Origin of the sequence: Bathymodiolus platifrons methanotrophic gill symbiont (genome assembly GCF_002189065.1) — a bacterium.
GTDB lineage: Bacteria > Pseudomonadota > Gammaproteobacteria > Methylococcales > Methylomonadaceae > Methyloprofundus.
In genome coordinates, this window is record NZ_BDMN01000159.1 from 21,736 (window position 1) to 45,612 (window position 23,877).

Genomic DNA, 23,877 nt, shown 5'->3' on the forward strand with positions numbered 1-23,877 from the left:
CTTTAAAATGAAATTATTAATAACCTATTTATTTATCTCCAGTATGCTCTTAGTGAGTAACTCTAAGGCAAGTCTAACAGATGGTTTAGTTGCGCATTATAAATTTGAGAACGATGCGTCCGATTCTAGTGGGAACGGGAATGATGGCGAGGAGCGCGGGGGCGTAACTTATACCCCTGGTGTGCGGGGGATGGCCGTTGAATTCGATGGTGTAGACGACTATGTATATGTTAAACATGATGACTCCCTTAACGTAGATGGGGATTTTTCGGTCTCCTTTTGGGTCTATCGTGCTACGAATAATGGGATACAAGATATCCTTGTAAAGGGTAGGGATTGCCTCAACCACTATATGTTTAATGCAAGTGGTTCAAACGCCGGAAGTCGAGGACAAGCTTTTAATGTAGGGGGTGGATCACGGTGGTGTGATGGTGTTTCCGCTTCTGCGTCTTTCCCTATCAAAGAGTGGCATCATGTGACGGGGGTTATTGATAATACCAACGGAGTTATCAAATATTACCTTAACGGAGAACTTGAATCCGAAAATCCAATATCCCCCTATAAAACAACAAACTCTTATCCTTTGATAATGGGTAGGCATTTCACTAGCCCCGACGGCCGATGGGGCATCTATAAATACCAATTTAAAGGTATCCTTGATGAGGTTCGTATCTACAACCGTGCTTTATCCGATGGTGAAATTAAGAAGCTTTATAATCCAAATATAGGTGTAACCCCTTCCCTCTATGATTTTGGAAAAGTTAAATCTGGGGAGGGTCGTACAGTACGGATATCAATTACAAATACAGGTGGTGAAAAACTGACTATTGAGGATATGTATTTTGAGAGTTATATACCAGGGGAATCTTTTACAGCGGAATTTCCAGACGTACCCTTTAAAATCAGTGCTGACTCTGAGGTAGAGATTCCAGTTAATTATAACCCCAGTGTCCTTTATGAATACGAGAGGAATATTCTTATTATTGAGAGCAATGACGAAGACACCCCCGTTACAGGAGTTTCCCTTTTAGGATCAGGTGTTTCGGGGACAGAAGATGTTCCCGCTGCTATAGATACCCTCCAAAAATTTATAGATGAAGCCCTGGAGGAGGGGACACTTTCCATCATTGATATGGACAAGTATGTGGAATTTAACGACATGCTAGTTTCAGCAGCTACCTCGGATTACCCTTGCGTGAACCTTCAGACAGCTTTACACAGAGTTGACGGGCACGAAGAACCCGAAGATTGGTTGGAGGGTCCCGCTAGACACGGTATTGCAATGTCCATTATGGACCTTATGGAAGATAATTTAGAATGTTCATTGAAAAGTAACCGTCCGGAATCTTTACGTCCTCCGCTGGGAAACAAATTACCTGGCACTGATATAGGAAAACCTTTATAGGACTTATAAACTAACCTTTAACTCATGATGAAAAATATATGCTCGATAGATGGAGTTCTGGCCGTGAGACTTATAATAAAAATCTTCGGGCTGATAAACTTGACGATAATGCTGTTACACTAGAAAAAATTCTAGAAAAATTTCCCCCGTATCAAAAAAAAGTATATCGTACAACTGAGACAAATGCATTCCGGGATGGATTAATAGAAGAAGGAGATATTGTAATGGATAAAGGTTTTTTGCCAACTAGCTCATCACCTGAGTTTATAAAAACGTTTAGAGCTTCTATCAATGATACATTTTTCGTTATTGAGCCAAAGTTGTCGGCTTATCCTCTTGTTAGTAATCCATTGCAAAATGAAGTATTATTTACTCCCCAAACAACTTTCAAAGTTAAAGAAGTTCAAACATTTAATGGCAAATCTTATGTTCATTTAGAGGAGACCGATATTCTTGGCTCGAGAGGAATTAAAAATATACATACTGGTGAACAATATCTTGATACTCGATGTTCAAGTTTTTGATACTACCTAAATTCGGGTACTCAATACCTTCGCCAAAATGAGAATACACTCATTTTTATGAATTTTACAGCCTGTAAGTGATTGATTTATATGGGTGTAAGATTGTCATTTTTGGCTTAAATTAAAAGTGGCGAAGGTATTGGGTCCTACTAAATATTTAAAATGATGAATTTTGATCGCTCAATGGATGATTTTTTTTATTTTCCATTAAACAAAGAAAAGAAAAGTCTAAATAACATAGGTTTGATCATTATGATGAGCCTACTATTTTTTGGCGTCATTCCAAGGGGACAGGCACACTCTTTTAATGAAATTATCTCTTTCGGAGACAGCCTAACCGATATCGGTAATGTTTCAGGTTTGACTCAAGAAGGCTCAAGCCCCGTCATTGATGGCTATTATAAAGAGACTCATTTTTGTGACAATGTCCTGTGGGTTGAGCAACTGGCAGAATACTGGGAATTGCCTACACGCACCCCTGGGCGCGGTGGCACTACATCACTATCGCCGCAGCCCTTAGGTAATACTTGGGCATGGGGCGGCTCTGAGGCCTCAGATAGCGCCATACAGCCACCAGGTGTCACAGAGCTTATTCCTAATTTGCTCACCGAAGTTTCTGAGTATCTTAATCACAACGAACCAAATAATTCTACTCTCTTTGCAATTTGGTCAGGTGCTAATAATCTTTTGGAAGGTAGAAAGTTTGGCCCTTTGGCAGCCATCGATGCGGTTAATGCGGTCACGCAATCAATGATTGACTTGGAACAGAGAGGTGCCCGACACTTTCTGATATTCAACCTGCCAAAACTCGGAGACACTCCGAAAGGACAAAGTGACATCTGGGTCAGGGATGCTGCAGATATCTACTCGTTACTTTACAACATAGAGCTCAAGGAACAGTTACGAAAATTTCGTCGTGATCGAAACTTCAAAGGACGCATCTATCTCGTTGATACATACACAAAACTTAAACTAATCGTTGACACAGTTAATTCGGGTGAAACCTACACACCAACTTTTTTTGTTCCTGGACCACCTGTTTCTATTACTAATGTGAGGGGTATGGCGCTAGATGTATTTAATGAAACAGGAACATATCCAAACAATTATCTTTTTTGGGATGACCTTCACCCAACTACAGTAACCCACCAGATTATTGTAGGCCTTATATTACAAGCCACTCAGGCTAGGCGCGCCATGCTACCTCACGAAATTCCGGGACTCCTGTCGCCGTAATTCGTTCACCTACGCAGCGAATAGGAGAGGTTCTGTCGCATAAAAACAAAATCACCCTATTATCTACGATAATAAGATTCATTTCAGCCACAGAAGATTTTTATGTTCAATTAAAAATGGTTCTATTTTTCAAGTTATTATTTCCCTGTATATCACATATTACTTGGCTTTAGCACTATATTAGCGTATTTTTAATGATGGCAGATAAAGTTTTTATCCTGTATGGTGTTTTATCCATTTGTCGCATAAAACAGGTGACTTTTTACACAAACATTTTCTTTGCGACAGAACCCGGGATGATAGTCTCCAGAAGGAGCAGGGGAATTTGCCAATTCGAAGTGCGCGATAGCGCGCGAGGGAAGCTAAAATTTTATCCCGAATAGCCGTAGAGCCATTTGTGGTAGCTATGACTGAGCTGCTTTGTGCTCAGTATGTGGCGGACGCAAGGCGCGCCTGATAGCTATAAAGTACAGTTAAACTTGCCATGTATTAGGGATATGAGTTAAGGTTGTTGACAATAAAACCTGATATTTCCTCTTTCAGGTTTAGAAACAAGCCCCCGAACTTTTAAAGTTTAGGGCTTAAAGGCAAAAAAAAACCCAAGCATTTTTAAGTGTTTGGGTTTCTTGCCTTTAATAAAGGTTGTGTATGAGTGATACCAGTCACTCACCACAGCTTGAAAGTAAGAGACACACTCTTGCTATCAAACGAATGTTAATTATATCTTAATTAGCTTCTCATTTGTTAAGCATTTTCGGGTTTTCTTCTCTCCTTTCAAGCTCAGCCCCTATTTTGGAATCATGATGTTTTGGAATAGGTCGGGACAGTGTTGCCAATCAAGGACTTTGCTAGGTTCTGTCGCAAAAAGTGTAAAAACCGACTATATCCTAGTTTTATGCATAATACCTCCAATTAACTCAGGAGGAATTTATGAGTCCATCTCAAAATAAAGCGGCTATGCAAAATCATATACCGCAATGGCAAGCCAGTCGTTTAACTCAGGTCGGGTATTGCAAAGCCCATGATATCAAGCCGCATATCTTCAGTTATTACAAAAAGCAATTCAGTTCGCTCGCTCCACCAGTGTTACAAGCCAAGCAATTGGTTCCGGTAACACTGGTTGCAGAGGAGATGTTGAACGGATCAGGCGTACCTGCTGATTCATCAGTTATCAAAGTGACTCATTCTAATGGCTTCAGTCTGGAAATTTGTGCCAGTACAGAACTTGCATCATTAAAGCCGCTACTGAAACTGGTTAGGTCTATCTCATGATAAACGGGCTTGTTGTTAATCAAGTGTTTTTGGCGACCGGCGTTACTGATATGCGTAAATCTATCAATGGTCTGTCACTGATTGTTTCGGAACAGTTTGGCCATGATCCCTTTGCCGGAAGTATTTTTGTCTTTTGTAACCGCTCTCGCGATAAACTGAAAATACTCTATTGGGAGTGTAATGGGTTCTGGCTTTATTATCGGCGCCTGGATAAGGGGAAGTTTCAGTGGCCAACCGAGTTAAACGAACATCCGTTATCATTAACCTTACGTGAATTACACTGGTTACTGGAGGGTTTATCCTATCGGCAAGCGCAAGCTCATACCGCTATTTCTGGCTTAATAAATAATTGATTTGTTGCCGTTATTTTACGTGGAAAATATCTAATAAAACAGCCAGTTAAATGATTATTTAACCCTGTTTGGTGGTATAATAAACACCATGAAATCACTTCCAGACGAGACGAATGTACTGCACAAAATGGTGCTGGACTATCAGTCGACAGTGGATCAATTACAGGAAAAACTGACATGGTATGAGGAGCAGTTTCGTCTGTTGCAACATAAGCGTTTTGGCACCTCCAGTGAGAAATGTCCGGGTCAAATGGAGTTGTTTAATGAAGCGGAGTCCATTCTTGATAGCTTAAAGCAGGATGATTCCGACCCTGAAGAAACCCTAAGCTATCAGCGTAAAAAGCCAGGCCGCAAGCCATTATCCAGAGATATCCCGCGCGAAGTTATCCGTTATGAATTACCTGAAGCAGAGCGTGTTTGTGCCTGCGGTCATGCATTGCATGAGGCTGGCGAAGACAAGTCAGAGCAGTTAGAAATCATTCCTGCCCAGATCAAAGTCATTGAACATATACAGATCAAGTATGGCTGCCGCGCCTGTGAAAATGGCATTATCAGTGCACCAAAACCCGCACAGCCCATTCCTCGTAGTTTTGCCTCGGCAAGTTTATTAGCTTACATTATTGTCGCCAAGTTCATGGATAGCCTGCCACTTTACCGGCAGGAAACCATTTTCAAGCGCTTAAGTGTTGACCTTTCTCGTGCCACGCTATCTAACTGGGTATTAAAGTCCGCTGAATTGCTCCAGCCCTTTTATGATCGACTGCATGCTCTGCTGATTCTACAGAAGATCCTCCAGGCCGATGAAACAACCTTAAATGTGATTCGGGATGGTCGAGAGACGAAATCGAAATCCTATATGTGGCTCTATCAGAGTGGTGGGCATGAATCCGAGCACCCGATCGTTTTGTATGATTATCAGTCAACGCGGGCAGGAGCGCATGCTGAAAGCTTCTTGCGGGCCTTTTCAGGTCACTTGCAGGTAGATGGCTATGCAGGCTATCATGCACTGGCATCAGATGATTGTATCCTCGTGGGGTGTATGGCACATGCGCGGCGTAAATTCGATGAAGCGCTAAAAGCCCTCCCTAAAGAGAGTCGCAAGAATAAAATGGGGCTGGCTCAAACCGCATTACGTAAGTTTGCCCGACTGTATGCACTTGAAAAACAGATCAAAGACCTGACGATAGAGCAACGTTATTTACAGCGTCAGGAAAAAAGCAAACCTTTACTGGAAGAGTTAAAGCAGTGGTGCGATAACAACCTTACCAAGACAGCAAAGGACAGCGCAATAGGTAAAGCCATTCGTTACACTATTAACCAGTGGGGTAGCTTGATCCGCTATATTGATGACGGTAATATACAAATTGATAATAATGCAGCTGAACGGCATATCAAACCGTTTGTGATTGGACGTAAAAACTGGATGTTTAACCAGACACCACGCGGTGCAAATGCCAGCGCACTACTTTACAGTCTTGTGCAAACAGCCGTTGCTAACAACCTGGAACCTTTTGATTACCTGAAATACCTATTAACTGAACTACCCAAGCTGGGTAGGCATTATAAACCAGAAGCACTGGATCAGTTTTTGCCCTGGAACTTGATTGAAAAAATTAAGCCTCTAAAGTAATTGGGGTAGCTTGTCTAGGTGGAGAGAATTGACGCTTACAGAATTATGATAGCAGATAACGTCGGGAAGGGGGATTTATGCGACAGAACCATAACTACTACTTAAAACAATAAAAGATATACAGCTAGCTATATAAATATACTACTAACAATTAAGCTATCCGCTTACTTTAGATAGCTATCCTGCTACTCTCTTAATAAGATAGTTTAATAGCTATCTATCTTTATTTGATAGCGTTCTAGCTATCTATATATCTTTTATTATTTAGGAGTTTAAAAAATGACTACAATTGTTTTTGCATCCTCGAAAGGAGGGGCAGGGAAGACAACCGCCGCCGTTGTTTTAACTGGGGAGCTTGCCAGACTTGGGGCAAGTAAAAATATTAAAGTGACATTAATAGACGCAGACCCGAATCAGCATAGCGCGGAATGGGCTTTAAAAGATGGATGCCCCGCTAATATTGTTTTAAAAAGCTCTGATGAAGATACTTTGTTAGATGATATAGAACAAGCACAAGAGCAAAGCGGCTTTGTGGTTGTTGATCTTGAGGGGACGGCTAATATAAGCGTTACCCATGCCATACATTGCGCTGATTTGGTTGTTTTACCGTGTCAGGGTTCGCATTATGACGCTAAAGAAGTGGTTAAAACTATTAAGTTGATTAGATCACAAAGTAAAATTGCGCGGCGTAATATTCCTTTTTCTATCTTAATGACCAGAACAAACCCAGCCATACAGCCGCGAGGATTAAAGGATATATTAAGCAAATTCGATCAAGCGGGATTTGATATTTTTAAATGTAGCCTGATTGAGCGCGAGGCGTTCCGCGCTATTATTTCTTTTGGTGGTATTGTGAATGATTTAGATAAAAAGCAAGTGTCAGGAATTGAAAAAGCCGCGCAAAATGCCTTTGCTTATGCTCATGAGGTAATCAATAAAATTAAGGGCTACAATCAGGATGAAGAAAAAAGGAGTGCTAAACATGGGTAAAGAAAGAACAGGGCTAGGGATAGAGGAAATAGACCCAGAGGATACTTTAGACCTTGAGGAAGTTATAAGCAGCTCTAAAGGACATTCACGAAGCAATGCAAGTGAGGCAGAAATTAAAACCGCATCCGAAAAAGCAGGATTTCCCAGTAGACAGCCCAGATCAAAAAGGGTACGGCCTAAGTCACCTTATACGGTACAAAGCAATTTAAAAACGCGGGCAGGGGTTAAGGAATTATTTCAAGAGATAGGCGCAAGGCTGGAAATTTTCGATCAAGAAACTTTTGAAAGGGCTTTAGTTGCCTTACTTGAAAAAGAGAAAATGAAGGACTTAGAAAAAGAATTTAGGGGGCTTATCAAATGACCGTAATTAAGAAAAAATCAGTTAAAAAGGCGGTTAAAAAACCCCCAAGTAAGGCCATTAAAAGTCTTCAATATGATTTGTTTTCTCAATTTTTAGCTAAGGATGAAAGCGAGGTTTCCAACACGGTTGAATATTGGGAACGTATCCCTAAATATTTTCTGTCAGCGCAGGAGCAAAATAAGCTTAGAACGGCGGAAGGACTAGCACAGCTCTATAGTTATGAATATAAAGTAAAAGATAAGCACGGTAATATTTTACCTTATTCAATTGATATTCAACCCGCTTTAATTAAGCAGTCTGATGGAAAAGGAAAGGCATTTTTCCCAACTAAAGCCGAGGAAATTATAGAGGAAGTTTTAAAAAAAATATTCACTGAGCAAAATCTAGGAGTGCATGACCCTAGAAAGGTTGAAAGCTGGGTGAAATTCAGTTACTCGATGATTCGCCGAGAATTGAAAAATAAAGGCTGTGAGCGGAAATATTCACAGATTAAGCATAGCCTTGAAGTAATGAGCAAATGCGTTTTAACAGTCTATGAGGATGGAAAAGAAATTTATATAGGTTCTATTTTACAAGATTATTGCAGTGTGGATAGGGCGGAATATTTAGCCGATACAGAGGCGTTACACGTTGCTAGATTTCCTATTTTTATTTCCCATGCAGTTAATACCTTACAAGCAAGACAGTTTAATTATGCGCGTTTTTTGGGCTGTGAGGAACAGCTTACACGATGGATTTATAAACGGCTGATAAATCGTTTTGTAAATGCTAATTATATGAATACTTATCATTTTTTATATTCGGATATGATTCTCTACAGCAAAGGGATATTGACTATATCAATGCTCAAGCCGTGATAATGGCGCAAGAGGTTGGGAAAGTTGTTAGCGCAAGCGAAGCCCTAAGATATATCATTCAAAGAGACAGGAGCGCGAAAGTATGAAAGGTATAGTAATAGTTGGAACTAAGGGCGGAGTAGGGAAAACTTCTATAGCCCATCTTTTAGCGTTAGGCGCAGCATGGAAGAATACCCCTGCTTATTTAATGCACACAGACGACAGAGAGCCTATAGAGGTTAATGGGCGGCCTTATATGTATTATGATGCAAGACAACCAGAAACCCTATCGACTCTAATGGGTGCAGCCATTAATAGTGATGGTTTTTGCATTGTTGATAGCGGTGGTAATCGCCCCAAGTTTGATAAATGGATAGCGGAAAGCGTTGATCTTGTTTTAATGCCTGTTATCCCAGACCCCGAAGGCGTGGACATGGCAATAAAACATATGCAACAACTAGAAGAGTACGGGGCTAAAAATGTAAGGTTCATTATGAATATGGTATCAAGTAATGAAAATGAACATTTACGCGACTTTAGGGAATATTTTTCTAAGCTTCCAGAGGGGAAGATTATCGGAAAAATTAAGAAAGTGGCAGCCGTTAAACGATTACGAGAAAGTGATATAGAGCCTTTTAAAACGCCGCCTAGTAATGTTAATAACCTATCAAGAACATTATATTTTACCGTTAAAGCAGCCCTTGAGAAAATTGAGAAAAGCGAAGGAAAAGAAACAGAAGCGGCATAGTATGAAGGTATGATCATACTTTCATACTATCTTACTTTAATTTGTTTCAGGTCGAACCAAAGAACCGTAAACGAACCATTCAAAAGGAGGTCATAGCATGATTGAATTATCAAAGGCATGTGTTAAGCAGCTTGATATAAAAGACGCTGTACTTATGCCTTATTATGATAGTAGCGACCCGCGATATTTTGATAAAGGGAAAAAGTTTGACAAGGGGAAAAAGAAAATGGTTAAAAAGGTAATAAAAAAGCCGCCAAGCAAGGTTATTAAAAGCGTTCAAATGGATTTGTTTAGTCAGTTCATAACAAATGACCTTGAAAGCGTTTCAAATACGGTTGAGCTTTGGGAGAGCATACCCAAGTATTTTTTTACCCCTGCACAAGTTGAGAAATTACGCACACCAACAGGCCATGCAGACCCCTATGAGCAGCCTTATAATTCTGAATTAAGAAAAGAAGTATCAATAGCATTTAAAGACAATGAGATTTTCAAAGGTGCTCAAATCACTGCAATTTCATTGGAAGATGAAATAAGCCGAGTTGAGCAGTTAGAAAATTTAGAATTTGAAACCAATTAACGGAGTTTAAAAAATGATAAATCTATTAGCATTACTGGCACTTGTTCTTTCGTCAGTTTTTTATTTTAAAAAACCTCACTCAAATATCTCGCGTTTTTTTACTGCTCTTTTTGTTCTTTTTTTTAGTTTAAGTGGTTATTTAATTGGCGGTGGTGTTCTTGCTTTTGCTTTCTTTGTCGGTATCGTTTTGTTGGTTTTATCATTAATACTTTTACCGTCTTGATTTTTCTTAGCAAACTTCATTTTAGTGACGTAATACGGTTCATCTCCAAATAGGGTTCTGTCGCAAAAGTTTATTGTGCGCATAAAAACCTGCCATAACCGGTCTTTATGCGGCTAATGAATAAAACTGTCCTGCAGGAGACAAGCCATCTCCTCCGATCATTTGCCCTTTTTTGATCATTTTCATTAGCTCAATACCTGCTAATGTTTTTTGAGCACTATAGAAGTTTTTAAAGCCCAGCATAGGTCGAGTGATTCGTTTAATATTCCTATGATCCTGTTCGATAATATTGTTTAAATATTTACATTGCCTGATGACAATAGGATCCACTTTAGGGGCTTCCGAGTCTTCCTTGTTGATGCTCTTAAGAGCTGCTTTATTTGAACCACTTTTATCTATATTGACTAATTCAGGACGGCCATTTCTCTTAATGGATTTCTTAAAAAAGCGCTTGGCTGCTTTCATATCACGCTTTGCAGTGAGTAAAAAGTCAATGGTGTTGCCTTCTTTATCAACTGCTCGATAAAAATATTTCCACTCCCCTTTGACTTTAATATAGGTTTTTTGAGTTTAAGATAAAACCAAAATGATTGGCTCTTATCTGTTCTGAACTATATTGATCTTTAATAACGTCATGTAACCCTTCCCTATCCAACTTTTTTATCTCTTCATAAATAATAGGATCAAACGTAATACTATCAATAACTAAATATTTGTGGGAATAAGGTTGAGTGTAACTACCGATTCTAACTTGTTTGCTAATTGCATTCATTGAATGCTTAAAATTAAACTTAGCTTCTAATTTTGCTTGTTGGTTAATAAGGTCGGAGATAATCCACTCTATAAGTTCTTTTTCGTTACTAATCGAAGAATATTTTTTACAAAAAAACAAAACAGTTTCTATATATTTTTGCTGAATTAAATTAGGTTTTCTTAGAATTTCATCTATTGATTCATTTAAGTTTAATACTTGAATTTTACTTAAATCTTGTGCTCTATGTGTTTTAATCGTAAATGATATTTTATCGAGTCCTCGCCTCTTTTCATAAAACACTTCAATATCATATTGTTTATGGCTGTTTATCTCTTTAACTGCGGGCTTAAGAACTTTAGCGTTGAAATGTTTCCATTCCTGATAGTTACCTTCATAAAAAAAACCTAACTGTTTTCTTAGTTCGTTAAACCCCATATCGAATGTTTTTTTAAAAGCGTATGATTTAAAAATCTCATAAAGCCTTATTGTATTGCCAGAGCCAAATTCTGAAAGCAATTTTAAGTCAAGTTGACAATACGACTTGATAGGAACCATTTGTTCATAAATTTCATTCGGAATTTTTACATACATATTCTGTTTGTCTTTGCTAGGGTTGTATGTAATTCGTGGGAAAATAGATATAAAATCAAACCCATATTGCCCATCGTCATCAATTGTTACTAAACTAATACGTTTTTCTGAAAGACCTTCTGCGGCTGTTAGCAAATCTCTTTGTTTGTTTTTCTTTTTAAAAAGAGAGTTGTCAAGATCATTAATAGACAGCGTCAATAAAATATTTTCGGATGAAAAAGTTTTTATATTCTCAGATGATTTAGACAAATAAAAATCTTTAATTACATTATATATTTCTATAAAAAGATACCTCTCTAACTTAGTCCAACTTTCACTGTACTCAGCCATACTAAAGTTTCTATTTAAAACTCTAAGTTCTCTTTCTTCAATATCATCCTTCATATATTGCTTTTCCTCATTGTTTCTACTTTCAGAGCCTTTTTAAGTCACTAAAACCAAGGGCTAAACCCTTTCGGCTCATTGTTTCTACTTTCAGAGCCTTTTTAGGTCACTAAAACCAAGGGCTAAACCCTTTCGGCTCATTGTTTCTACTTTCAAAAAATTCGCCAAAATGAGTGTATTTTCATTTTGGCGAAGGTATTGCTATAAAAGACATTAATTAGAAGTTTCTTATAGGCAGGGTATTGTATGCATGTCCTTTCCAGATGTGGAGAGACATCTCTGTATACTCAAGATGGATCACGTGTGCGTTCTCTTCTACCCACAAGGGATAAAACCCGTCATATTGCGAGGATGTCCAATAATAATCATGACCCGCATCAGGGGTGGGGAGAGAGGTAGTATTTAGCATTAACTCAATTTCATCCCTCGAACCTAGATACCAATCATTAAAACCGTTGACGCAATGCTCTTGTACTGCCTTGGCGATAGGGCTACAACCTTTTGCAATAAGAACATTGAAGTTCCCTTTTCCCTCGCCTATTCCCTTGTTTCCTGTGCCTTTGATATCAGTATCTAAACACCCCCAAGAAAACATCCCTGTTTCTACAGGAGAGGACTCCATCCCATGAGTGCCATTGCTTCCGCTCACAAGATAGAAAACCGTCCCGCCTGCAGGGCCTGTGTCGCCTATTTCATATTGGATTGCACAGTCTGTCTCCTGTAGAGTTTTACGTTGTTCAAGTGTATAGTCCCCATCACAATCTAGGAAATCCACCTCAAGCTCTTGGGTAGGCTCTTCATAGGTGGAATATCCTTCTGCATGTGCAACATTCAAAATTGATGCTGCAAGGATAATCATATTTAATTTGTTCATCTATTCTCCAATTAATCGATCTTCAATTTTTTCTATCCCATTGCCATCCAAAATAATTCATCAGTGAGTGATACTATCAGCCCTCCAGGGCTGATAGTAGGCGGAAGGCATGATCAAAAATTCCTAATGAATAATACGCTAAGTTTTACAGGATTATTTGCCGCAGTCTCTATCCCGTCCGTTAAGTTCAACGTCCACATCCAATTTTTATCCTTTTGTGAGGATGACCAAAAGAACTGCGGATAAGATGGATGCGCGGTTCTTTTCTCCGTTACGGTATAGGGGCCTAACACCTCGTGGATTTCGTATAACTCTCCCATAGATGGAATATACCAGTCATTAACCCCCCCCGCATTGTAGTCCAGTAATACATCGAAGATTATAGTTCCACCATAATAACTAACACAATCATTTTCTAGTGCGACGTCTGTATTGAATTTACCTGCACCAAAGGATCTATCTCTTGCACCTTCAAGATCCACCTCCCAACACCCATACTCTACAGTTGTGTGATGGTCAGGGGCGATCTCCATCCCATGCCGACCTTCGTCGGTGACATGAAATACTTTACCCCCGCCATAGCCAATATCGCCAGGTTTAAAGATGATCGCGCAATCGGTATCCTGTATCGCAAACATGGCATCCGTGTACTCTTCATCCGACATTGACGGGTCTCGCGCTCTTTGCGCCTCACAAGTCTCTTGGTACGTTACAAAGCCCTCCGGATCTGAATCTCCCCCTATGTCTAAAAATTCGGAGTCCATCTCATACGAGAGGGTTGTGGTTGCCCAGCCCATTAAGGCTAAGCTTGCTATAATTCTAATGTCCATTTTATTCTCCTAAAAATTCCTAATTAGTAATGTATAAAGCGGGGGTTCTGTCGCAATAATTATCAAAAGCGCAGACCTCCTGGTCTTCAGGCATAACTATCCTGCTAAAGCGATAAACTGCTTATAAGCAGGAATATTCTCCTCAGCCAATTGTCCCTTTCGGATCATATGTGCTGTTTCAATTCCATCAATGGTTGCTTGAGCGGAGTGAAACGCTTTAAAGCCCATCATTGGCTTTGTTATTTTTTTGATAAAGCGATGATCCTGTTCGATGATGTTATTCAAATATTTAACCTGTAATATGTCGATCATGGTGGTAAACCCTGCTAGGATTAACAAGAGGTTAATATTGGCTAATCCTGCATAGTTAGCGCCACTTTTATCCATAACGACCTTATCAGGAAAGCCATTATTGTTAATCGTTTGTTTGAAAAATACGGTTGCAGCCTCTTCATCACGGCGCTCAGAAAGCATGAAATCAAGCGTATCACCGTGACTATCAACAGCTCGGTATAAATAGGTCCACTGCCCCTTCACTTTGATATACATTTCATCCATGCGCCACGATTTATTGGTTTCTCGTTTCTGAGATTTAGCTTTCACAGCAATGGCAGGAGAATAACGGATAACCCAACGATTGAGCGTAGCATGATCCACTTCAACACCTCTTTCTTCCATAATTTCTTCAAGGTCGCGATACGAAATGCCATACCTGACATAAAAGAAAACAGCATAAAGAATGACATCTTTTGGGAAGTGAGTGCCTTTGAAGCTGAGTATATGATCTACCTTTTATTGAAATTGAGAATTATGATAGCAGATAACGTCGGGAAAGGGGATTTATGCGACAGAACCTTTTAAACAAGCCTTTCTTTTTAAAAAAATAAATGAAAACTTAAGTTAGATAAGTTAAAAGATAGTTAATATAAGTTACAGGGCAAAAAAAAGCTCTGTATATACTGGTATTAAAGGGCTGTTGATTTTTTTTGGTTAGACTTCTACGACATTTGGTTAGACTTCTACGACATTTGGTTAGACTTCTACGACATTTGGTTAGACTTCTACGACATTTGGTTAGACTTCTACGATATAGAAAAAAACGCCTAATAAGACTTAAAATATAAAATAGGTTTTCAATACACCGATAATATTAGTATGATGTACTCTCCCTTTGGTTTTTGATACACCGATAGAATGGATGATTTATTATTACCTGATAGATATAAACAAAACGATTTTTTTATTTGCGATGTTTTTGATTCCTTTAAGGATGATATGGCATCTATGGAACATCCCGTTTTTAGCTTATCAAAGAAACCCGACCATAGAGTTTTAGTGTATGAAAGCAATGGTAATTCAATAAAAATAAAGCCTAGTTATACAGGCTTGGCAACTATTTTGGATAAAGATGTTCTGTTGTACCTTGCCAGCTCATTAATGAATGCTAAGAATAATAGGGAGAAAATATCTAAAACCGTTAGATTTACTTCGTATGATTACCTTATTGCCACAAATAAAGGCACTGGCGGCTTTCAGTATAAGCAATTACAGGAGGGCTTAGAGCGTTTAAAAGGGACTGTTATTCAAACTAACATAAAAACAAATGGCGTTGAGGTTATTGAAGAGTTTGGGTTAATTGATCGCTGGAAGATTGTTAAAGAGGGTACCAAAGGTAAAGCTGTTGCTATTGAAGTGACACTGTCTGACTGGTTTTTTAATTCAATACTCGGTGATTCTGTATTAAGCATTGATAAAGATTACTTCAGGCTTAGAAAACCAACTGAAAGGCGCTTATATGAATTAGCTCGTAAGCATTGCGGTAACCAGGTTACATGGAAAATAAAATTAGAAAATTTAAAAGCCAAAATTGGTATTACTTCACCGACAAAGACATTACGCTTTAACATAAATAAAATAGCCGAAACCAACCATCTACCTGAATACAACATATCAATTGAAAATGATATGGTGATGTTTACTAGGAAAGAACCACCGAAAGAAAATAATGCTTCAGGTCAGTTACCTAAACATGTGACTAAGAAAGAGATTGAGAAGCAGGCTAAACCAGGAGAAAGCTATGATCAGGCGGCAAATAGGATTAAGGGGCTGAAGGATGCATTAAAGTAGATACTTAACGGTGACATAGCCTAAAAAAAGGATAGGGAATTAAACTTTATTCCGTAACTCATCGTTAATAATTAACCTGAGTTCGGGATAAGGAATTATAGCAAATGCAATAAATCTTCTCTTCTTAGGTTGAGAGCAGGCTTTTTTTCTTGGTATGAATAAGCAACCAAGCAGGCGACTGCATTCGCTGAAAATCCTGGAAACGGAGCATAGCGAAGTGAAGATTTTTAGACCGCGATAGGCAACGCTTGTAAGAGTCCCTACTTTTGCGACAGAACCGGGGAAAGGTCAAAAGCTCCTAAGAAAAATTCATTCGCTTAAAATCAGGGAAACGGAGCCTAAGCGGAGTGATGATTTTTAGTCCCTGGTAGGCGACAGGGCAATTCACTGATCCGAAGTGCGCTAGTAGCGCGCGAGGGAGGCAAGAATTTGCATTCCGAATAGCCGTCCAGCCATTTGAGGTAGTCTTAACGGAGCAGGGTTTTGTGCGTAGTTGAGACGGACGCAGGGCGACCAGGGCATCTCCCATTCGCTGCGTAGGCAAATGAATGTTGGTGACAGGAGTCCCAGAATGTTGTGGGGTAGCATGGCGCGCCTGGGATTATTTTGTTTATGATGGTGCGCTAGGTAATAACGCGGGGTTACAAATGGTCAAGCAGCTCGGATTACATTTGGTGTCTAAATTACGTCACGATTCTACTCTCTATTTCCCGTTTGCAGGTGAATACGCGGGAAAAGGAAAGCCTCGCAAATATGGCGAACAACTCACCATAAACACATTGCCTGAAGATAGCTTGCGTGGAAGAACGGTAAAAAAAGATGTCGAAACGAGCCTGCATCAGGTTCAGGTTTGGCATAAAAACTTTCCCGATTTATTGAATGTCGTGGTCATTGTGAAAAGAAATCTTAAAACAGGAAGAGTCGCAAAGGCCTTATTGTTTAGCGATGATCTTGAATTGCCTTACGATAAACTGATTGATTATTACCGATTGAGGTTTCAAATTGAGTTTAACTTTCGTGATGCCAAGCAGTACTGGGGCCTGGAAGACTTTATGAATATCAAAGAAACTCAAGTGACTAATGCGGCAAACTTCTCTTTATTTATGGTGACCTTTTCAAAGCTACTACTGCCTCAAATAGAAAGCCTAGGTCAGAAAAGTATATTGGATTTAAAAGCCACCTTCAGGGCGCGAAAATACACGCGTAGGATTATTAATTCCCTCAGCTTAAATGCAGAGGAGTTTTTAATAAATAATCCGGTTTTTCAGGCCGCAGAACTTGGTAAGATTCATGAAAATGTTGTATGATTTTTGGCGAAGGTATTGGAACTCAGGTTATAATAGAAACATGAAAAAACTAACTACTGGCGTCATTCTAGGCGTATTATCATTTAGCATACAAGCATCAGCCCCTAAGACTCTTACTTACGGGGCTGGGGATGGATATGTATGGGCGCATAACTGCGAGAGCCTCGACGATAATACAACCATCTACATCCATGAATCTCTGAAATCATCTCAAGACTATATAAATAATGAGAAAGAAAACAAAAATGGTGATAATGAAAGATGTAAAGTCGTCGTTATAAAAAATATCGGTGTTGAAGAAACGGATCATTCGCATTCGGGGGTTGACTTTGCTGTAGAGAAGAAACATAAAGACTACACAAAGGATATCTTAGATTTTTTACTTCCACTTTTTTTATAAAACAGCGGGGGACTATCAGCGGTCTCTCCAGGCGGAGCCTTTCGACCAACTCCACGTCCTAAGGACGTGGTTTAATTTTTAATAAAGGATATAGAATGAAAACTAAACTAATGACAGCAACAGCGTTGCTGATTTTATTCAACAACCCAGCCTCCGCTGGGCGGGATACATTCCGCCAGGATCCAGGTGTAGAACTACCTCATTTAATCCCCGAGGACGGGGAAGATCGTCGCCAAATCTCGGCATCTACGCAACTATTCCTAGATGCTGCGAAACGCCTTGAGGAAAAAACTAAACGCCTCGCAGAGGCTGCTCGTAAAGCGGCGGAAAAGGAAGAAGAGCGGAAAGCTAGGGAAGAAGCAGAAAAAGCCCGCTTGGCAGAAGAGGCTAGAATAGAAGAAGAGAATAGAGCGGCTGCTGAGGCTCGCGCTAACGACATATACCCAGAGATTTATGTGACACAAGGCAAGTTGTTCTCTCTGTACGATGACGAACACATGACATTTTCCTTTTACCCCGAAACCTCTGGTTGGCATCTCTTCCAGACTTACGGGTTCACGGATACTGTTATGGAGATCTATCATAACGGGGAGTCCATTGTAAATGCGGGTAAGAGTGATGGTGACGACGGGATAGATAATAACGAGCTTCAGCATAAGTATCTTGAAGCAGGTGAGAGATATGTTGTACAGGTATATCTGGAGTATTGGACGGTTCACGGTAGTATGCTATTAAATGTCCGTGCGGAAGATCCGGTCGAGAAATTATGGGATCCTCTAACTCTGGGATACGCTAAGAAGGTTTGGCTAGCACCAACCAGAACTCACTTCACAACTAAATTTACCCCCAAAGAATCTGGCTGGTATAATATCGAAACTTTCAGTGATGACGAAGATACCGTGATGGAAATTTATCATCCGGATGGTTATTCTATGGTAGCCGCAGGAGAGAGTGACGGTGATAGAGGAGTCGGTAATGAAGAATTACAAGTAAAACGCTTTGAGGCGGGTAAAACTTACACAATTCAGGTATACATGCAAGACTTAGATGATGAGGGATTCGCTTGGGTGCATGTTTGGCGTAGCCTTAGAGAACCTATCAACATGTCATGATTAAGGAGGTCTGATTTCAGCTTTTTCATAATTTCCAAATACTATGGTTCTGTCGCAAAAATAAGAATTCTATATTTATTAACTGGGCCTTGGATAAAGCACATCATAAAAATGGGTATACAGGATGCGATCTTATTATAATTGTTGACGCGGAGCATCCTGAAGGTTGGGATTACACAAACCTTGATTTCCAAAAGATGTGGGATGATCTTGAAAGGTTTTTAAGTAATCACAATATACCAGTGCTATTAGAGTCAATTACAGATGCTGAGACGGGAGATATTTTACATAACTCTTCACCAGAAGTAACAGTTGAGAATATACCTGATGACGTACGTGAAGCTATTTATGATACTGGATACAATGATGCTTATTACACTGGATTTAATAAAGGACATTCATCTGGAAATAAATATGGGTATGATTCTGGTTTCAATGATGGCTATCTAATTGGTTTTGATAATGGTTATAAGCAAGCTGAAGTTTCCCAATTATTGAGTAGCTGAAATACACAATGCTGGTGAATAGGCGACAGGGCAATTCGCTGATTCGACGTGTGCTAGCAGCACGCGAGAGGAGCAAGAATTGCATTCCGAATAGCCGTCCAGCCAGTGAGGTAGTAATGACGAAGCGGCTTTTGTGCGTAGTCGTTGCGGACGCAGGGCGTTCAGGGCATCTCCCATCCGCTGCGTAGGTGAACGAATTATGGCGACAGGAGTCCCGGAATTTCGTGAGGTAGCATGGCGCGCCTGGCCTGTTTGTAGAGAGCTTTTAAATCTAAGTCCTGAATCACTTCGTTTCCATTTTTATGGCTTGTTATCCGGTATTTTAGTTTGCTCTTCTTCATTCTGACGATGGCAGTCAAGGATAACTCTTCTGCGCTACGGAGCATAGGCTTGGTGCCAAACCATGCATCGGCCAGCAGAAAATCTGCATTTATTCCTCCTCGAATGGCTCTTGCCATCATCCCTTTTGCCATTTTCGGTTTGGTGAGCTGCAATGCCTGAAGATATCGCTTGCCAGCAATGCTACGACCATCCTTAAATTTTTCATGCAAACCCTGAACTTTAACATCACTGATAAATATCTCGCTATCCAGAGGAACAAACCCATGCTCACAGCTATATCCTAGGTTCAAAACCTGCTGTCCCATGACTGAGCACCCCAGGGTATGGTCAAAATGACTGGAAACCCCTGGCATTTTCTTGCCATGGCGAATTTTGATTGAATCGTCCAGTACAAAGGCTTTTGCTGACTGGCAGGCTGGCAGGCTGGCATTTGATTAACTGTCTTTAGCGCTGTTTGAAGATTGAGTTTCCGCCAGTTTAGATCCTCCCGGTTCATTATCGAGTAGAGCGCGTCTTTTTCAGCCGTTGTAAAATGCTGCAAGGATTCACGGGCAAACATCCCAATCGACTCTTTTTTTAGCCAAACCCAAAGCATTAATACATAAACCAGCTCATAAATGGGTGTGCCTGAGCGTTTACTAAAGCCAGCCTTGTTCAATAAGGCTTTCATTCCCATTTGCTTCCATAAGTCGGCAAATAGATTATCGACTAGACAACCGTCTTGCTGAAGTAGATCTGCGGTTAGTGCTGGCAGTCCAGAGATTTTGGTGGTAGTATTCATATATGGCCTCCTTTGGTAGATATTGACTTTTAGTACAAGCAATATTATACCATTTAGGAGGCATTTTTTATTTTTATATCAATAAGTTACTAGATTGTTTATTGATTCTTTGAAGTCCGAAACTTTAGTTATTTAATATGTCTATTTTTAGATTAGGTTAATTGAGATTTGTTGTCAATTACTATTTTCGTTTGAAAAAGTGATTTTCTGATTCTGCATCTGGAGTATAAAAACAAGTATTTATACTTTTTGAATTCAGGCAGTGTGTGTTTGCACTCCGAATTAAAAAATACGCTGAATCATTACATTTAATTAATTTCTTTGACCTTTAACTGATTCTTGTTATCATTAAAAAAATGAAACGAGTGAGTATTTATTTTTTAGCATTTTTGACGTTCTGGGTGTCTACCTGGATGGTGACGGATATCCATGACTGGTCTATAGCCAGTGCGGATCAAGCTCACCCTGTTTCTGCGCAACAAACTCAGCACGTTTCTGATGACCACACAACAACTCAAGATCATAAACCACATTGTGGTGTTTGTATTTATGACCATGGCGGACATATGGGACAAACACTTGCAAGCAGTGATTTTGTAGCAAAAAGTCTTGTTGTACAAAAGGCTATCAATTCCCCCCTCCCTGCTGATTTCTGGTATTCCAGAAATACCTTACCCAAGTTACGACCTCCTATTGCCTGAACGTTTTGGCGTTTGGTAGAAATAGTTCCGCATAATAAGATGTAGGATGCGCTGAGGTACAAAGCGCATCAAATATAAGCACACTTGCACATCACTTATGCGCTTCGTGCCTTAGCACATCCTACAATAATCTTTACCTAACGCCTCCCCTATTTCATTTCTCAAGTATGACTTGAGGTTTTGTTATCAGTTCAGGAGGTTCAATGAACCCACGAGTAAAAAAGAATACTTACGTGCGCGAGATAGTCTCGCTTACGGCGGTAGGATTTTGTTTATCCTTTTCCCAAGTTTATGCAGAAGCAGTCGATAATGGCTCTCAGCATCCGCTTAACTTAGAATCACCCGACATAATGGCACAGCGCCCCGTTGCTTTAGCGCCTATTAAAGAGCCAACGGGTCAACTGGTGTTAGCACAAGCACTAGCGCTGGCATTAACGGGTAACCCTAAGCTTGCGGCATTTTCTCAGGAAATCCGTGCCCGCGAAGCCGCGACTATACAGGCTAATCTGTTACCCAACCCGACGTTTGGCGTGCAAGCCTCAAATTTCGGCAATAACAAGTTTAAAGGGGCAGATGGCGATGCGATTACCATAGCATTAAGCCAATTAGTTGAATTAGGTGGCAAGCGCGCTGCCAGAACCGAAGTGGCAACATTAAATCACGAACTGGCTAACTGGGATTATGAAACGCAACGCATTAATGTTTTAACTCAGGTCACACAGGCTTATATTGAAGTGCTTGCGGCTCAGCAGCGCTTGCATTTAGCAGGGCAATTACTGGATTTAGCCAGAAAAATGGTTAATATTTCGGCTGCAAAGGTTCTCTCAGGAAGCGTGGCACCACTGGAAGAAACCAAAGCAAAAGTGATTCAGGCTTCCGCTCAGATTGATCTGCAACGTACCCAGAAACAATTACTGGCCAGTCGCCAGCGCCTGGCAAGCACATGGGGAAATACACAGGCATTATTCCAGTCTGCACTGGGCGATCTGGAAGATATTCAGCAACCGCCAGTATTGCAGAATTTGATCCGGCGCATTAAAGAAAACCCTGATTTAGCGCGATGGGCAACTGAAATTAATCAGCGCCAGGCATTAATCAACCTGGAAAAATCCCAAGCGATACCTGACATCACCTTTAATTTTGGCACTAATACTTATCTGGATGGGCATGATTACAATATGAATGCCGGATTTTCCATGCCGCTACCTGTATTTGATCGCAATCAGGGCAGTATTCTTGCGGCTCAACGGCGCTTGAACAAGGCAGAGGATGAGCGTAGAAATGCCGAAATCAATACCATGACTGCGCTCAATGTCGTTTATCAGCAACTCAATTCAGCTTATGTAGAAGTCACGACTTTGCGTACTGATGTCATACTCGGTGCGGAAAGCGCTTTTAAAGTAGCAAGTCGTGGTTACCGTTTAGGGGAATACGATTTTCTGCAAGTGCTCGACGCACAGCGCACACTTGTTGGTGTAAAAACACAATATATACAGGCTCAAACAGATTATCACCTGAATGTTGCCAGAATTGAACGATTAATCGGTGGCAGCCTCAACCCATCGTCTATAAAAATGAGCGAGGACATCCAATGAAGCGAGTCAATTTAAAATTAATATCCTGTATTTTTTCCCTATTCATTATTTTATCTGTACCGCCTTTTGCTTTTGCGGAGGAACATGGAGATGAGCATGGGCAACACGAAAATCATGAGGAACATAAAGAGCCTGAGCTCAATTTTTCTGCTGCGCAATTACAAGAGTTCGACATAAAACTGGCTCAGGCAAAATCGGGAGTGATTAATAAAACCCTGAATTTAACTGGAGAAGTCATTGTTGCCCCTGAGCGTTTGTTTCATATTGTCCCGCGTGTTTCAGGCGTGGTTCGCCAGGTATTTAAACACTTGGGTGATAAGGTCATAGCAGGCGACCTTTTAGCAACTCTTTCAAGCCGTGAACTGGCAAATGCCAAAGCGGAATTTGTCGCAGGAGAGAGTCTATTACAGTTGGCAAATACCAATCTAAAACGTGAGCGGGATTTGTACAAAGGCAATATCACAGCAAAGCGAAACTATCTGGCAGCTCAGCAAGTTCAGACTGAAATGTCGATTAAACGTAAAGTGGCCGAGCAGCGGCTATTGGCTATCGGTTTGACCAAAAAATCTATTCTTGCTGTGTTGCAGCATGCCGATAAAGACCTGACTTTATATGAATTACGTGCACCTGCAGAGGGCGTTATTATTGAAAAACATGCCGTTCAAGGTGAAGTACTCAATACCAATACCCGTAGCTTTACAGTCGCGGATTTATCGCAAGTCTGGGTGAATCTAACGGTTTATCAAAAAGACTTGTCCTTTATTCATCAAGGGCAACAAGTACTCATCAGTACGCACTTTGGCATAACGGATAAAACAACGGTAGCAAAGAGTGATATTAGCTGGTTAAGCCCTACATTAAATGAAAAAACCCGTAGCGCAACCGCCAGAGTGGTGATTGACAACCCGAATGGCTATTGGCGACCGGGGTTATTTGTCAATGCTAAGGTGGCTATCGCAAAAAAACAGGCTGACATTGTAATTCCTTTAACTGCACTGCAAACAGTCGACGGGCAAACCAGTGTTTTTGTACAGCATGATGATGGTGACTTTGAACTACAAGCGGTACAAATTGGACGCAAGGATTTTCAACAAGTGGAAATTATCCAGGGCTTAAAACCTGGACAAACCTATGTCAGCAAAAATGCTTTTTCTTTGAAAGCACAGTTACAGAAAGGTGAATTTGGCGAAGGCCACAGCCACTAATATATACTTCACGCGGCCACGACTGCGGTTTTCTATTGGTTAATTTTAGCCGATAGCTGCGTTAATAAAACAGTTGCGTAGCCAGCTATGCGCCTGTTTTATCGCCTTGCTCTCGACTAAAACAAACTCACTATAAAATCCGCATCCGTAACCGAGTGAAGTATACCTAACAAAGTAGGATGTGCTGAGGTACGAAGCGCATCAATGATGTGC

At 40.3% G+C, this 23,877-nt stretch carries 27 protein-coding genes and 2 pseudogenes; 20 read left to right on the forward strand and 9 right to left on the reverse strand.

Annotated features, from left to right (window positions below; all coding sequences use genetic code 11):
* Positions 1-7: 7 nt before the first annotated feature.
* The 3 genes from CDZ78_RS09890 (at position 8) to CDZ78_RS09900 (ending at position 3,165) form a co-directional block, all read left to right on the forward strand.
* A complete protein-coding gene (locus CDZ78_RS09890; RefSeq protein ID WP_087869870.1) occupies positions 8-1,405 on the forward strand; it encodes a LamG-like jellyroll fold domain-containing protein in 1,398 nt (465 codons plus the stop codon).
* Between the two features lie 38 nt (positions 1,406-1,443).
* Positions 1,444-1,929 carry an ADP-ribosyltransferase domain-containing protein gene (locus CDZ78_RS09895; protein ID WP_087869871.1) on the forward strand — a complete coding sequence of 162 codons (486 nt, stop codon included), beginning with the start codon at positions 1,444-1,446 and terminating at the stop codon, positions 1,927-1,929.
* Positions 1,930-2,094: 165 nt separating this feature from the next.
* A complete protein-coding gene (locus CDZ78_RS09900; protein ID WP_087869872.1) occupies positions 2,095-3,165 on the forward strand; it encodes an SGNH/GDSL hydrolase family protein in 1,071 nt (356 codons plus the stop codon).
* Here the strand turns inward: CDZ78_RS09900 and CDZ78_RS23710 are convergent.
* A complete protein-coding gene (locus CDZ78_RS23710; protein ID WP_280175563.1) occupies positions 3,116-3,247 on the reverse strand; it encodes a hypothetical protein in 132 nt (43 codons plus the stop codon). The two genes, CDZ78_RS09900 and CDZ78_RS23710, sit on opposite strands and share 50 nt — an antisense overlap.
* Before the next feature lie 848 nt (positions 3,248-4,095).
* Between CDZ78_RS23710 and tnpA the strand changes: the two genes are divergently transcribed.
* The 9 genes from tnpA (at position 4,096) to CDZ78_RS09945 (ending at position 10,155) form a co-directional block, all read left to right on the forward strand.
* Positions 4,096-4,437 (forward strand): IS66 family insertion sequence element accessory protein TnpA, encoded by a 342-nt coding sequence (gene tnpA, locus CDZ78_RS09905; RefSeq protein WP_087869873.1) that lies wholly within the window; start codon positions 4,096-4,098, stop codon positions 4,435-4,437.
* On the forward strand, positions 4,434-4,790 hold the full coding sequence (gene tnpB, locus CDZ78_RS09910; protein WP_087869874.1) for an IS66 family insertion sequence element accessory protein TnpB: 357 nt from the start codon (positions 4,434-4,436) through the stop codon (positions 4,788-4,790). Before tnpA ends, tnpB begins: the two co-directional genes overlap by 4 nt.
* Positions 4,791-4,878: 88 nt before the next feature.
* Entirely contained in the window at positions 4,879-6,420 is a 1,542-nt protein-coding gene (gene tnpC / locus CDZ78_RS09915; RefSeq protein WP_087869875.1) for an IS66 family transposase, read from the forward strand.
* Between the two features lie 279 nt (positions 6,421-6,699).
* Complete coding sequence (locus tag CDZ78_RS09920) at positions 6,700-7,410, forward strand: ParA family protein (protein WP_087869876.1); 711 nt, start codon at positions 6,700-6,702, stop codon at positions 7,408-7,410.
* A complete protein-coding gene (locus CDZ78_RS09925; protein ID WP_244559215.1) occupies positions 7,379-7,771 on the forward strand; it encodes a hypothetical protein in 393 nt (130 codons plus the stop codon). Before CDZ78_RS09920 ends, CDZ78_RS09925 begins: the two co-directional genes overlap by 32 nt.
* Positions 7,768-8,628 carry a hypothetical protein gene (locus tag CDZ78_RS09930; protein WP_087869878.1) on the forward strand — a complete coding sequence of 287 codons (861 nt, stop codon included), beginning with the start codon at positions 7,768-7,770 and terminating at the stop codon, positions 8,626-8,628. Before CDZ78_RS09925 ends, CDZ78_RS09930 begins: the two co-directional genes overlap by 4 nt.
* A gap of 82 nt (positions 8,629-8,710) precedes the next feature.
* Positions 8,711-9,355, forward strand: a complete 645-nt coding sequence (locus CDZ78_RS09935; protein WP_087869879.1) for a P-loop NTPase family protein — start codon at positions 8,711-8,713, stop codon at positions 9,353-9,355.
* Between the two features lie 97 nt (positions 9,356-9,452).
* The gene (locus tag CDZ78_RS23090) at positions 9,453-9,932 is read left to right on the forward strand and encodes a hypothetical protein (protein ID WP_087869880.1); all 480 of its coding nucleotides are present in this window, start codon (positions 9,453-9,455) and stop codon (positions 9,930-9,932) included.
* A 13-nt stretch (positions 9,933-9,945) separates the two neighbouring features.
* Entirely contained in the window at positions 9,946-10,155 is a 210-nt protein-coding gene (locus CDZ78_RS09945) for a hypothetical protein (protein ID WP_087869881.1), read from the forward strand.
* A 105-nt stretch (positions 10,156-10,260) separates the two neighbouring features.
* Here the strand turns inward: CDZ78_RS09945 and CDZ78_RS09950 are convergent.
* From CDZ78_RS09950 to CDZ78_RS09970, 5 genes and pseudogenes are all read right to left on the reverse strand, one after another.
* A pseudogene (locus CDZ78_RS09950) lies at positions 10,261-10,719 on the reverse strand (IS6 family transposase); the annotation flags it as partial.
* On the reverse strand, positions 10,706-11,884 hold the full coding sequence (locus CDZ78_RS09955) for a replication initiation protein (RefSeq protein WP_087869883.1): 1,179 nt from the start codon (positions 11,882-11,884) through the stop codon (positions 10,706-10,708). The gene CDZ78_RS09955 and the pseudogene CDZ78_RS09950, both read right to left, overlap by 14 nt.
* A 217-nt stretch (positions 11,885-12,101) precedes the next feature.
* Complete coding sequence (locus CDZ78_RS09960; protein WP_167374244.1) at positions 12,102-12,743, reverse strand: hypothetical protein; 642 nt, start codon at positions 12,741-12,743, stop codon at positions 12,102-12,104.
* A gap of 128 nt (positions 12,744-12,871) precedes the next feature.
* Positions 12,872-13,588: an Lcl C-terminal domain-containing protein gene (locus tag CDZ78_RS09965; protein WP_087869885.1), complete on the reverse strand. Its 717-nt coding sequence runs from the start codon at positions 13,586-13,588 to the stop codon at positions 12,872-12,874.
* A 96-nt stretch (positions 13,589-13,684) separates the two neighbouring features.
* On the reverse strand, positions 13,685-14,368 hold the full coding sequence (locus tag CDZ78_RS09970) for an IS6 family transposase (RefSeq protein ID WP_087869886.1): 684 nt from the start codon (positions 14,366-14,368) through the stop codon (positions 13,685-13,687).
* A 414-nt stretch (positions 14,369-14,782) separates the two neighbouring features.
* On the opposite strand from CDZ78_RS09970, the gene trfA reads away from it, so the two are divergent.
* Positions 14,783-15,715, forward strand: coding sequence for a plasmid replication initiator TrfA (gene trfA / locus CDZ78_RS09975; RefSeq protein WP_087869887.1), 933 nt, complete (start codon positions 14,783-14,785; stop codon positions 15,713-15,715).
* 95 nt (positions 15,716-15,810) lie between these two features.
* On the opposite strand, the pseudogene CDZ78_RS24515 reads toward trfA, so the two are convergent.
* A pseudogene (locus CDZ78_RS24515) lies at positions 15,811-15,900 on the reverse strand (IS982 family transposase); the annotation flags it as partial.
* Between the two features lie 363 nt (positions 15,901-16,263).
* Between CDZ78_RS24515 and CDZ78_RS09980 the strand changes: the two are divergent.
* The 4 genes from CDZ78_RS09980 (at position 16,264) to CDZ78_RS09995 (ending at position 19,040) form a co-directional block, all read left to right on the forward strand.
* The gene (locus tag CDZ78_RS09980) at positions 16,264-17,022 is read left to right on the forward strand and encodes a transposase (RefSeq protein WP_087869888.1); all 759 of its coding nucleotides are present in this window, start codon (positions 16,264-16,266) and stop codon (positions 17,020-17,022) included.
* A gap of 40 nt (positions 17,023-17,062) precedes the next feature.
* Entirely contained in the window at positions 17,063-17,422 is a 360-nt protein-coding gene (locus CDZ78_RS09985) for a hypothetical protein (RefSeq protein ID WP_140413981.1), read from the forward strand.
* Between the two features lie 95 nt (positions 17,423-17,517).
* Positions 17,518-18,534 carry a hypothetical protein gene (locus tag CDZ78_RS09990; RefSeq protein WP_087869890.1) on the forward strand — a complete coding sequence of 339 codons (1,017 nt, stop codon included), beginning with the start codon at positions 17,518-17,520 and terminating at the stop codon, positions 18,532-18,534.
* Positions 18,535-18,623: 89 nt separating this feature from the next.
* A complete protein-coding gene (locus CDZ78_RS09995) occupies positions 18,624-19,040 on the forward strand; it encodes a FliH/SctL family protein (RefSeq protein ID WP_087869891.1) in 417 nt (138 codons plus the stop codon).
* A gap of 197 nt (positions 19,041-19,237) precedes the next feature.
* On the opposite strand, the gene CDZ78_RS10000 is transcribed toward CDZ78_RS09995, so the two are convergent.
* Both CDZ78_RS10000 and CDZ78_RS23095 read right to left on the reverse strand, forming a co-directional pair.
* A complete protein-coding gene (locus CDZ78_RS10000; RefSeq protein WP_307190482.1) occupies positions 19,238-19,771 on the reverse strand; it encodes a transposase in 534 nt (177 codons plus the stop codon).
* Positions 19,669-20,163 carry a hypothetical protein gene (locus tag CDZ78_RS23095; RefSeq protein WP_244559216.1) on the reverse strand — a complete coding sequence of 165 codons (495 nt, stop codon included), beginning with the start codon at positions 20,161-20,163 and terminating at the stop codon, positions 19,669-19,671. The genes CDZ78_RS10000 and CDZ78_RS23095 overlap by 103 nt, the downstream gene beginning before the upstream one ends.
* Positions 20,164-20,519: 356 nt before the next feature.
* Between CDZ78_RS23095 and CDZ78_RS10010 the strand changes: the two genes are divergently transcribed.
* The 3 genes from CDZ78_RS10010 to CDZ78_RS10020 all read left to right on the forward strand — a co-directional run bounded on the left by CDZ78_RS10010 (position 20,520) and on the right by CDZ78_RS10020 (position 23,664).
* Complete coding sequence (locus tag CDZ78_RS10010; protein ID WP_087869893.1) at positions 20,520-20,864, forward strand: hypothetical protein; 345 nt, start codon at positions 20,520-20,522, stop codon at positions 20,862-20,864.
* 203 nt (positions 20,865-21,067) lie between these two features.
* Positions 21,068-22,459, forward strand: coding sequence for a TolC family protein (locus CDZ78_RS10015; RefSeq protein ID WP_140413982.1), 1,392 nt, complete (start codon positions 21,068-21,070; stop codon positions 22,457-22,459).
* Positions 22,456-23,664, forward strand: coding sequence for an efflux RND transporter periplasmic adaptor subunit (locus tag CDZ78_RS10020; protein WP_087869894.1), 1,209 nt, complete (start codon positions 22,456-22,458; stop codon positions 23,662-23,664). The genes CDZ78_RS10015 and CDZ78_RS10020 overlap by 4 nt, the downstream gene beginning before the upstream one ends.
* Positions 23,665-23,877 lie beyond the last annotated feature (213 nt).

Bases quoted from the DNA above. Each gene is read 5' to 3' on its own strand.
- CDZ78_RS10010 (WP_087869893.1), top strand. From the start codon at position 20,520: ATGAAACGAGTGAGTATTTATTTTTTAGCATTTTTGACGTTCTGGGTG.
- CDZ78_RS09925 (WP_244559215.1), top strand. From the start codon at position 7,379: ATGAAGAAAAAAGGAGTGCTAAACATGGGTAAAGAAAGAACAGGGCTA.
- CDZ78_RS09965 (WP_087869885.1), bottom strand. From the start codon at position 13,588: ATGGACATTAGAATTATAGCAAGCTTAGCCTTAATGGGCTGGGCAACC.
- trfA (WP_087869887.1), top strand. From the start codon at position 14,783: ATGGATGATTTATTATTACCTGATAGATATAAACAAAACGATTTTTTT.
- tnpA (WP_087869873.1), top strand. From the start codon at position 4,096: ATGAGTCCATCTCAAAATAAAGCGGCTATGCAAAATCATATACCGCAA.
- CDZ78_RS10020 (WP_087869894.1), top strand. From the start codon at position 22,456: ATGAAGCGAGTCAATTTAAAATTAATATCCTGTATTTTTTCCCTATTC.
- CDZ78_RS23095 (WP_244559216.1), bottom strand. From the start codon at position 20,163: ATGAATACTACCACCAAAATCTCTGGACTGCCAGCACTAACCGCAGAT.
- tnpB (WP_087869874.1), top strand. From the start codon at position 4,434: ATGATAAACGGGCTTGTTGTTAATCAAGTGTTTTTGGCGACCGGCGTT.
- CDZ78_RS23710 (WP_280175563.1), bottom strand. From the start codon at position 3,247: ATGAATCTTATTATCGTAGATAATAGGGTGATTTTGTTTTTATGCGAC.
- CDZ78_RS09920 (WP_087869876.1), top strand. From the start codon at position 6,700: ATGACTACAATTGTTTTTGCATCCTCGAAAGGAGGGGCAGGGAAGACA.
- CDZ78_RS09980 (WP_087869888.1), top strand. From the start codon at position 16,264: ATGTTGGTGACAGGAGTCCCAGAATGTTGTGGGGTAGCATGGCGCGCC.
- CDZ78_RS09900 (WP_087869872.1), top strand. From the start codon at position 2,095: ATGAATTTTGATCGCTCAATGGATGATTTTTTTTATTTTCCATTAAAC.
- CDZ78_RS09930 (WP_087869878.1), top strand. From the start codon at position 7,768: ATGACCGTAATTAAGAAAAAATCAGTTAAAAAGGCGGTTAAAAAACCC.
- CDZ78_RS09890 (WP_087869870.1), top strand. From the start codon at position 8: ATGAAATTATTAATAACCTATTTATTTATCTCCAGTATGCTCTTAGTG.
- CDZ78_RS09960 (WP_167374244.1), bottom strand. From the start codon at position 12,743: ATGATTATCCTTGCAGCATCAATTTTGAATGTTGCACATGCAGAAGGA.
- CDZ78_RS23090 (WP_087869880.1), top strand. From the start codon at position 9,453: ATGATTGAATTATCAAAGGCATGTGTTAAGCAGCTTGATATAAAAGAC.
- CDZ78_RS09945 (WP_087869881.1), top strand. From the start codon at position 9,946: ATGATAAATCTATTAGCATTACTGGCACTTGTTCTTTCGTCAGTTTTT.
- CDZ78_RS10015 (WP_140413982.1), top strand. From the start codon at position 21,068: ATGAACCCACGAGTAAAAAAGAATACTTACGTGCGCGAGATAGTCTCG.
- tnpC (WP_087869875.1), top strand. From the start codon at position 4,879: ATGAAATCACTTCCAGACGAGACGAATGTACTGCACAAAATGGTGCTG.
- CDZ78_RS09990 (WP_087869890.1), top strand. From the start codon at position 17,518: ATGAAAACTAAACTAATGACAGCAACAGCGTTGCTGATTTTATTCAAC.
- CDZ78_RS09935 (WP_087869879.1), top strand. From the start codon at position 8,711: ATGAAAGGTATAGTAATAGTTGGAACTAAGGGCGGAGTAGGGAAAACT.
- CDZ78_RS09895 (WP_087869871.1), top strand. From the start codon at position 1,444: ATGCTCGATAGATGGAGTTCTGGCCGTGAGACTTATAATAAAAATCTT.
- CDZ78_RS09955 (WP_087869883.1), bottom strand. From the start codon at position 11,884: ATGAAGGATGATATTGAAGAAAGAGAACTTAGAGTTTTAAATAGAAAC.
- CDZ78_RS09985 (WP_140413981.1), top strand. From the start codon at position 17,063: ATGAAAAAACTAACTACTGGCGTCATTCTAGGCGTATTATCATTTAGC.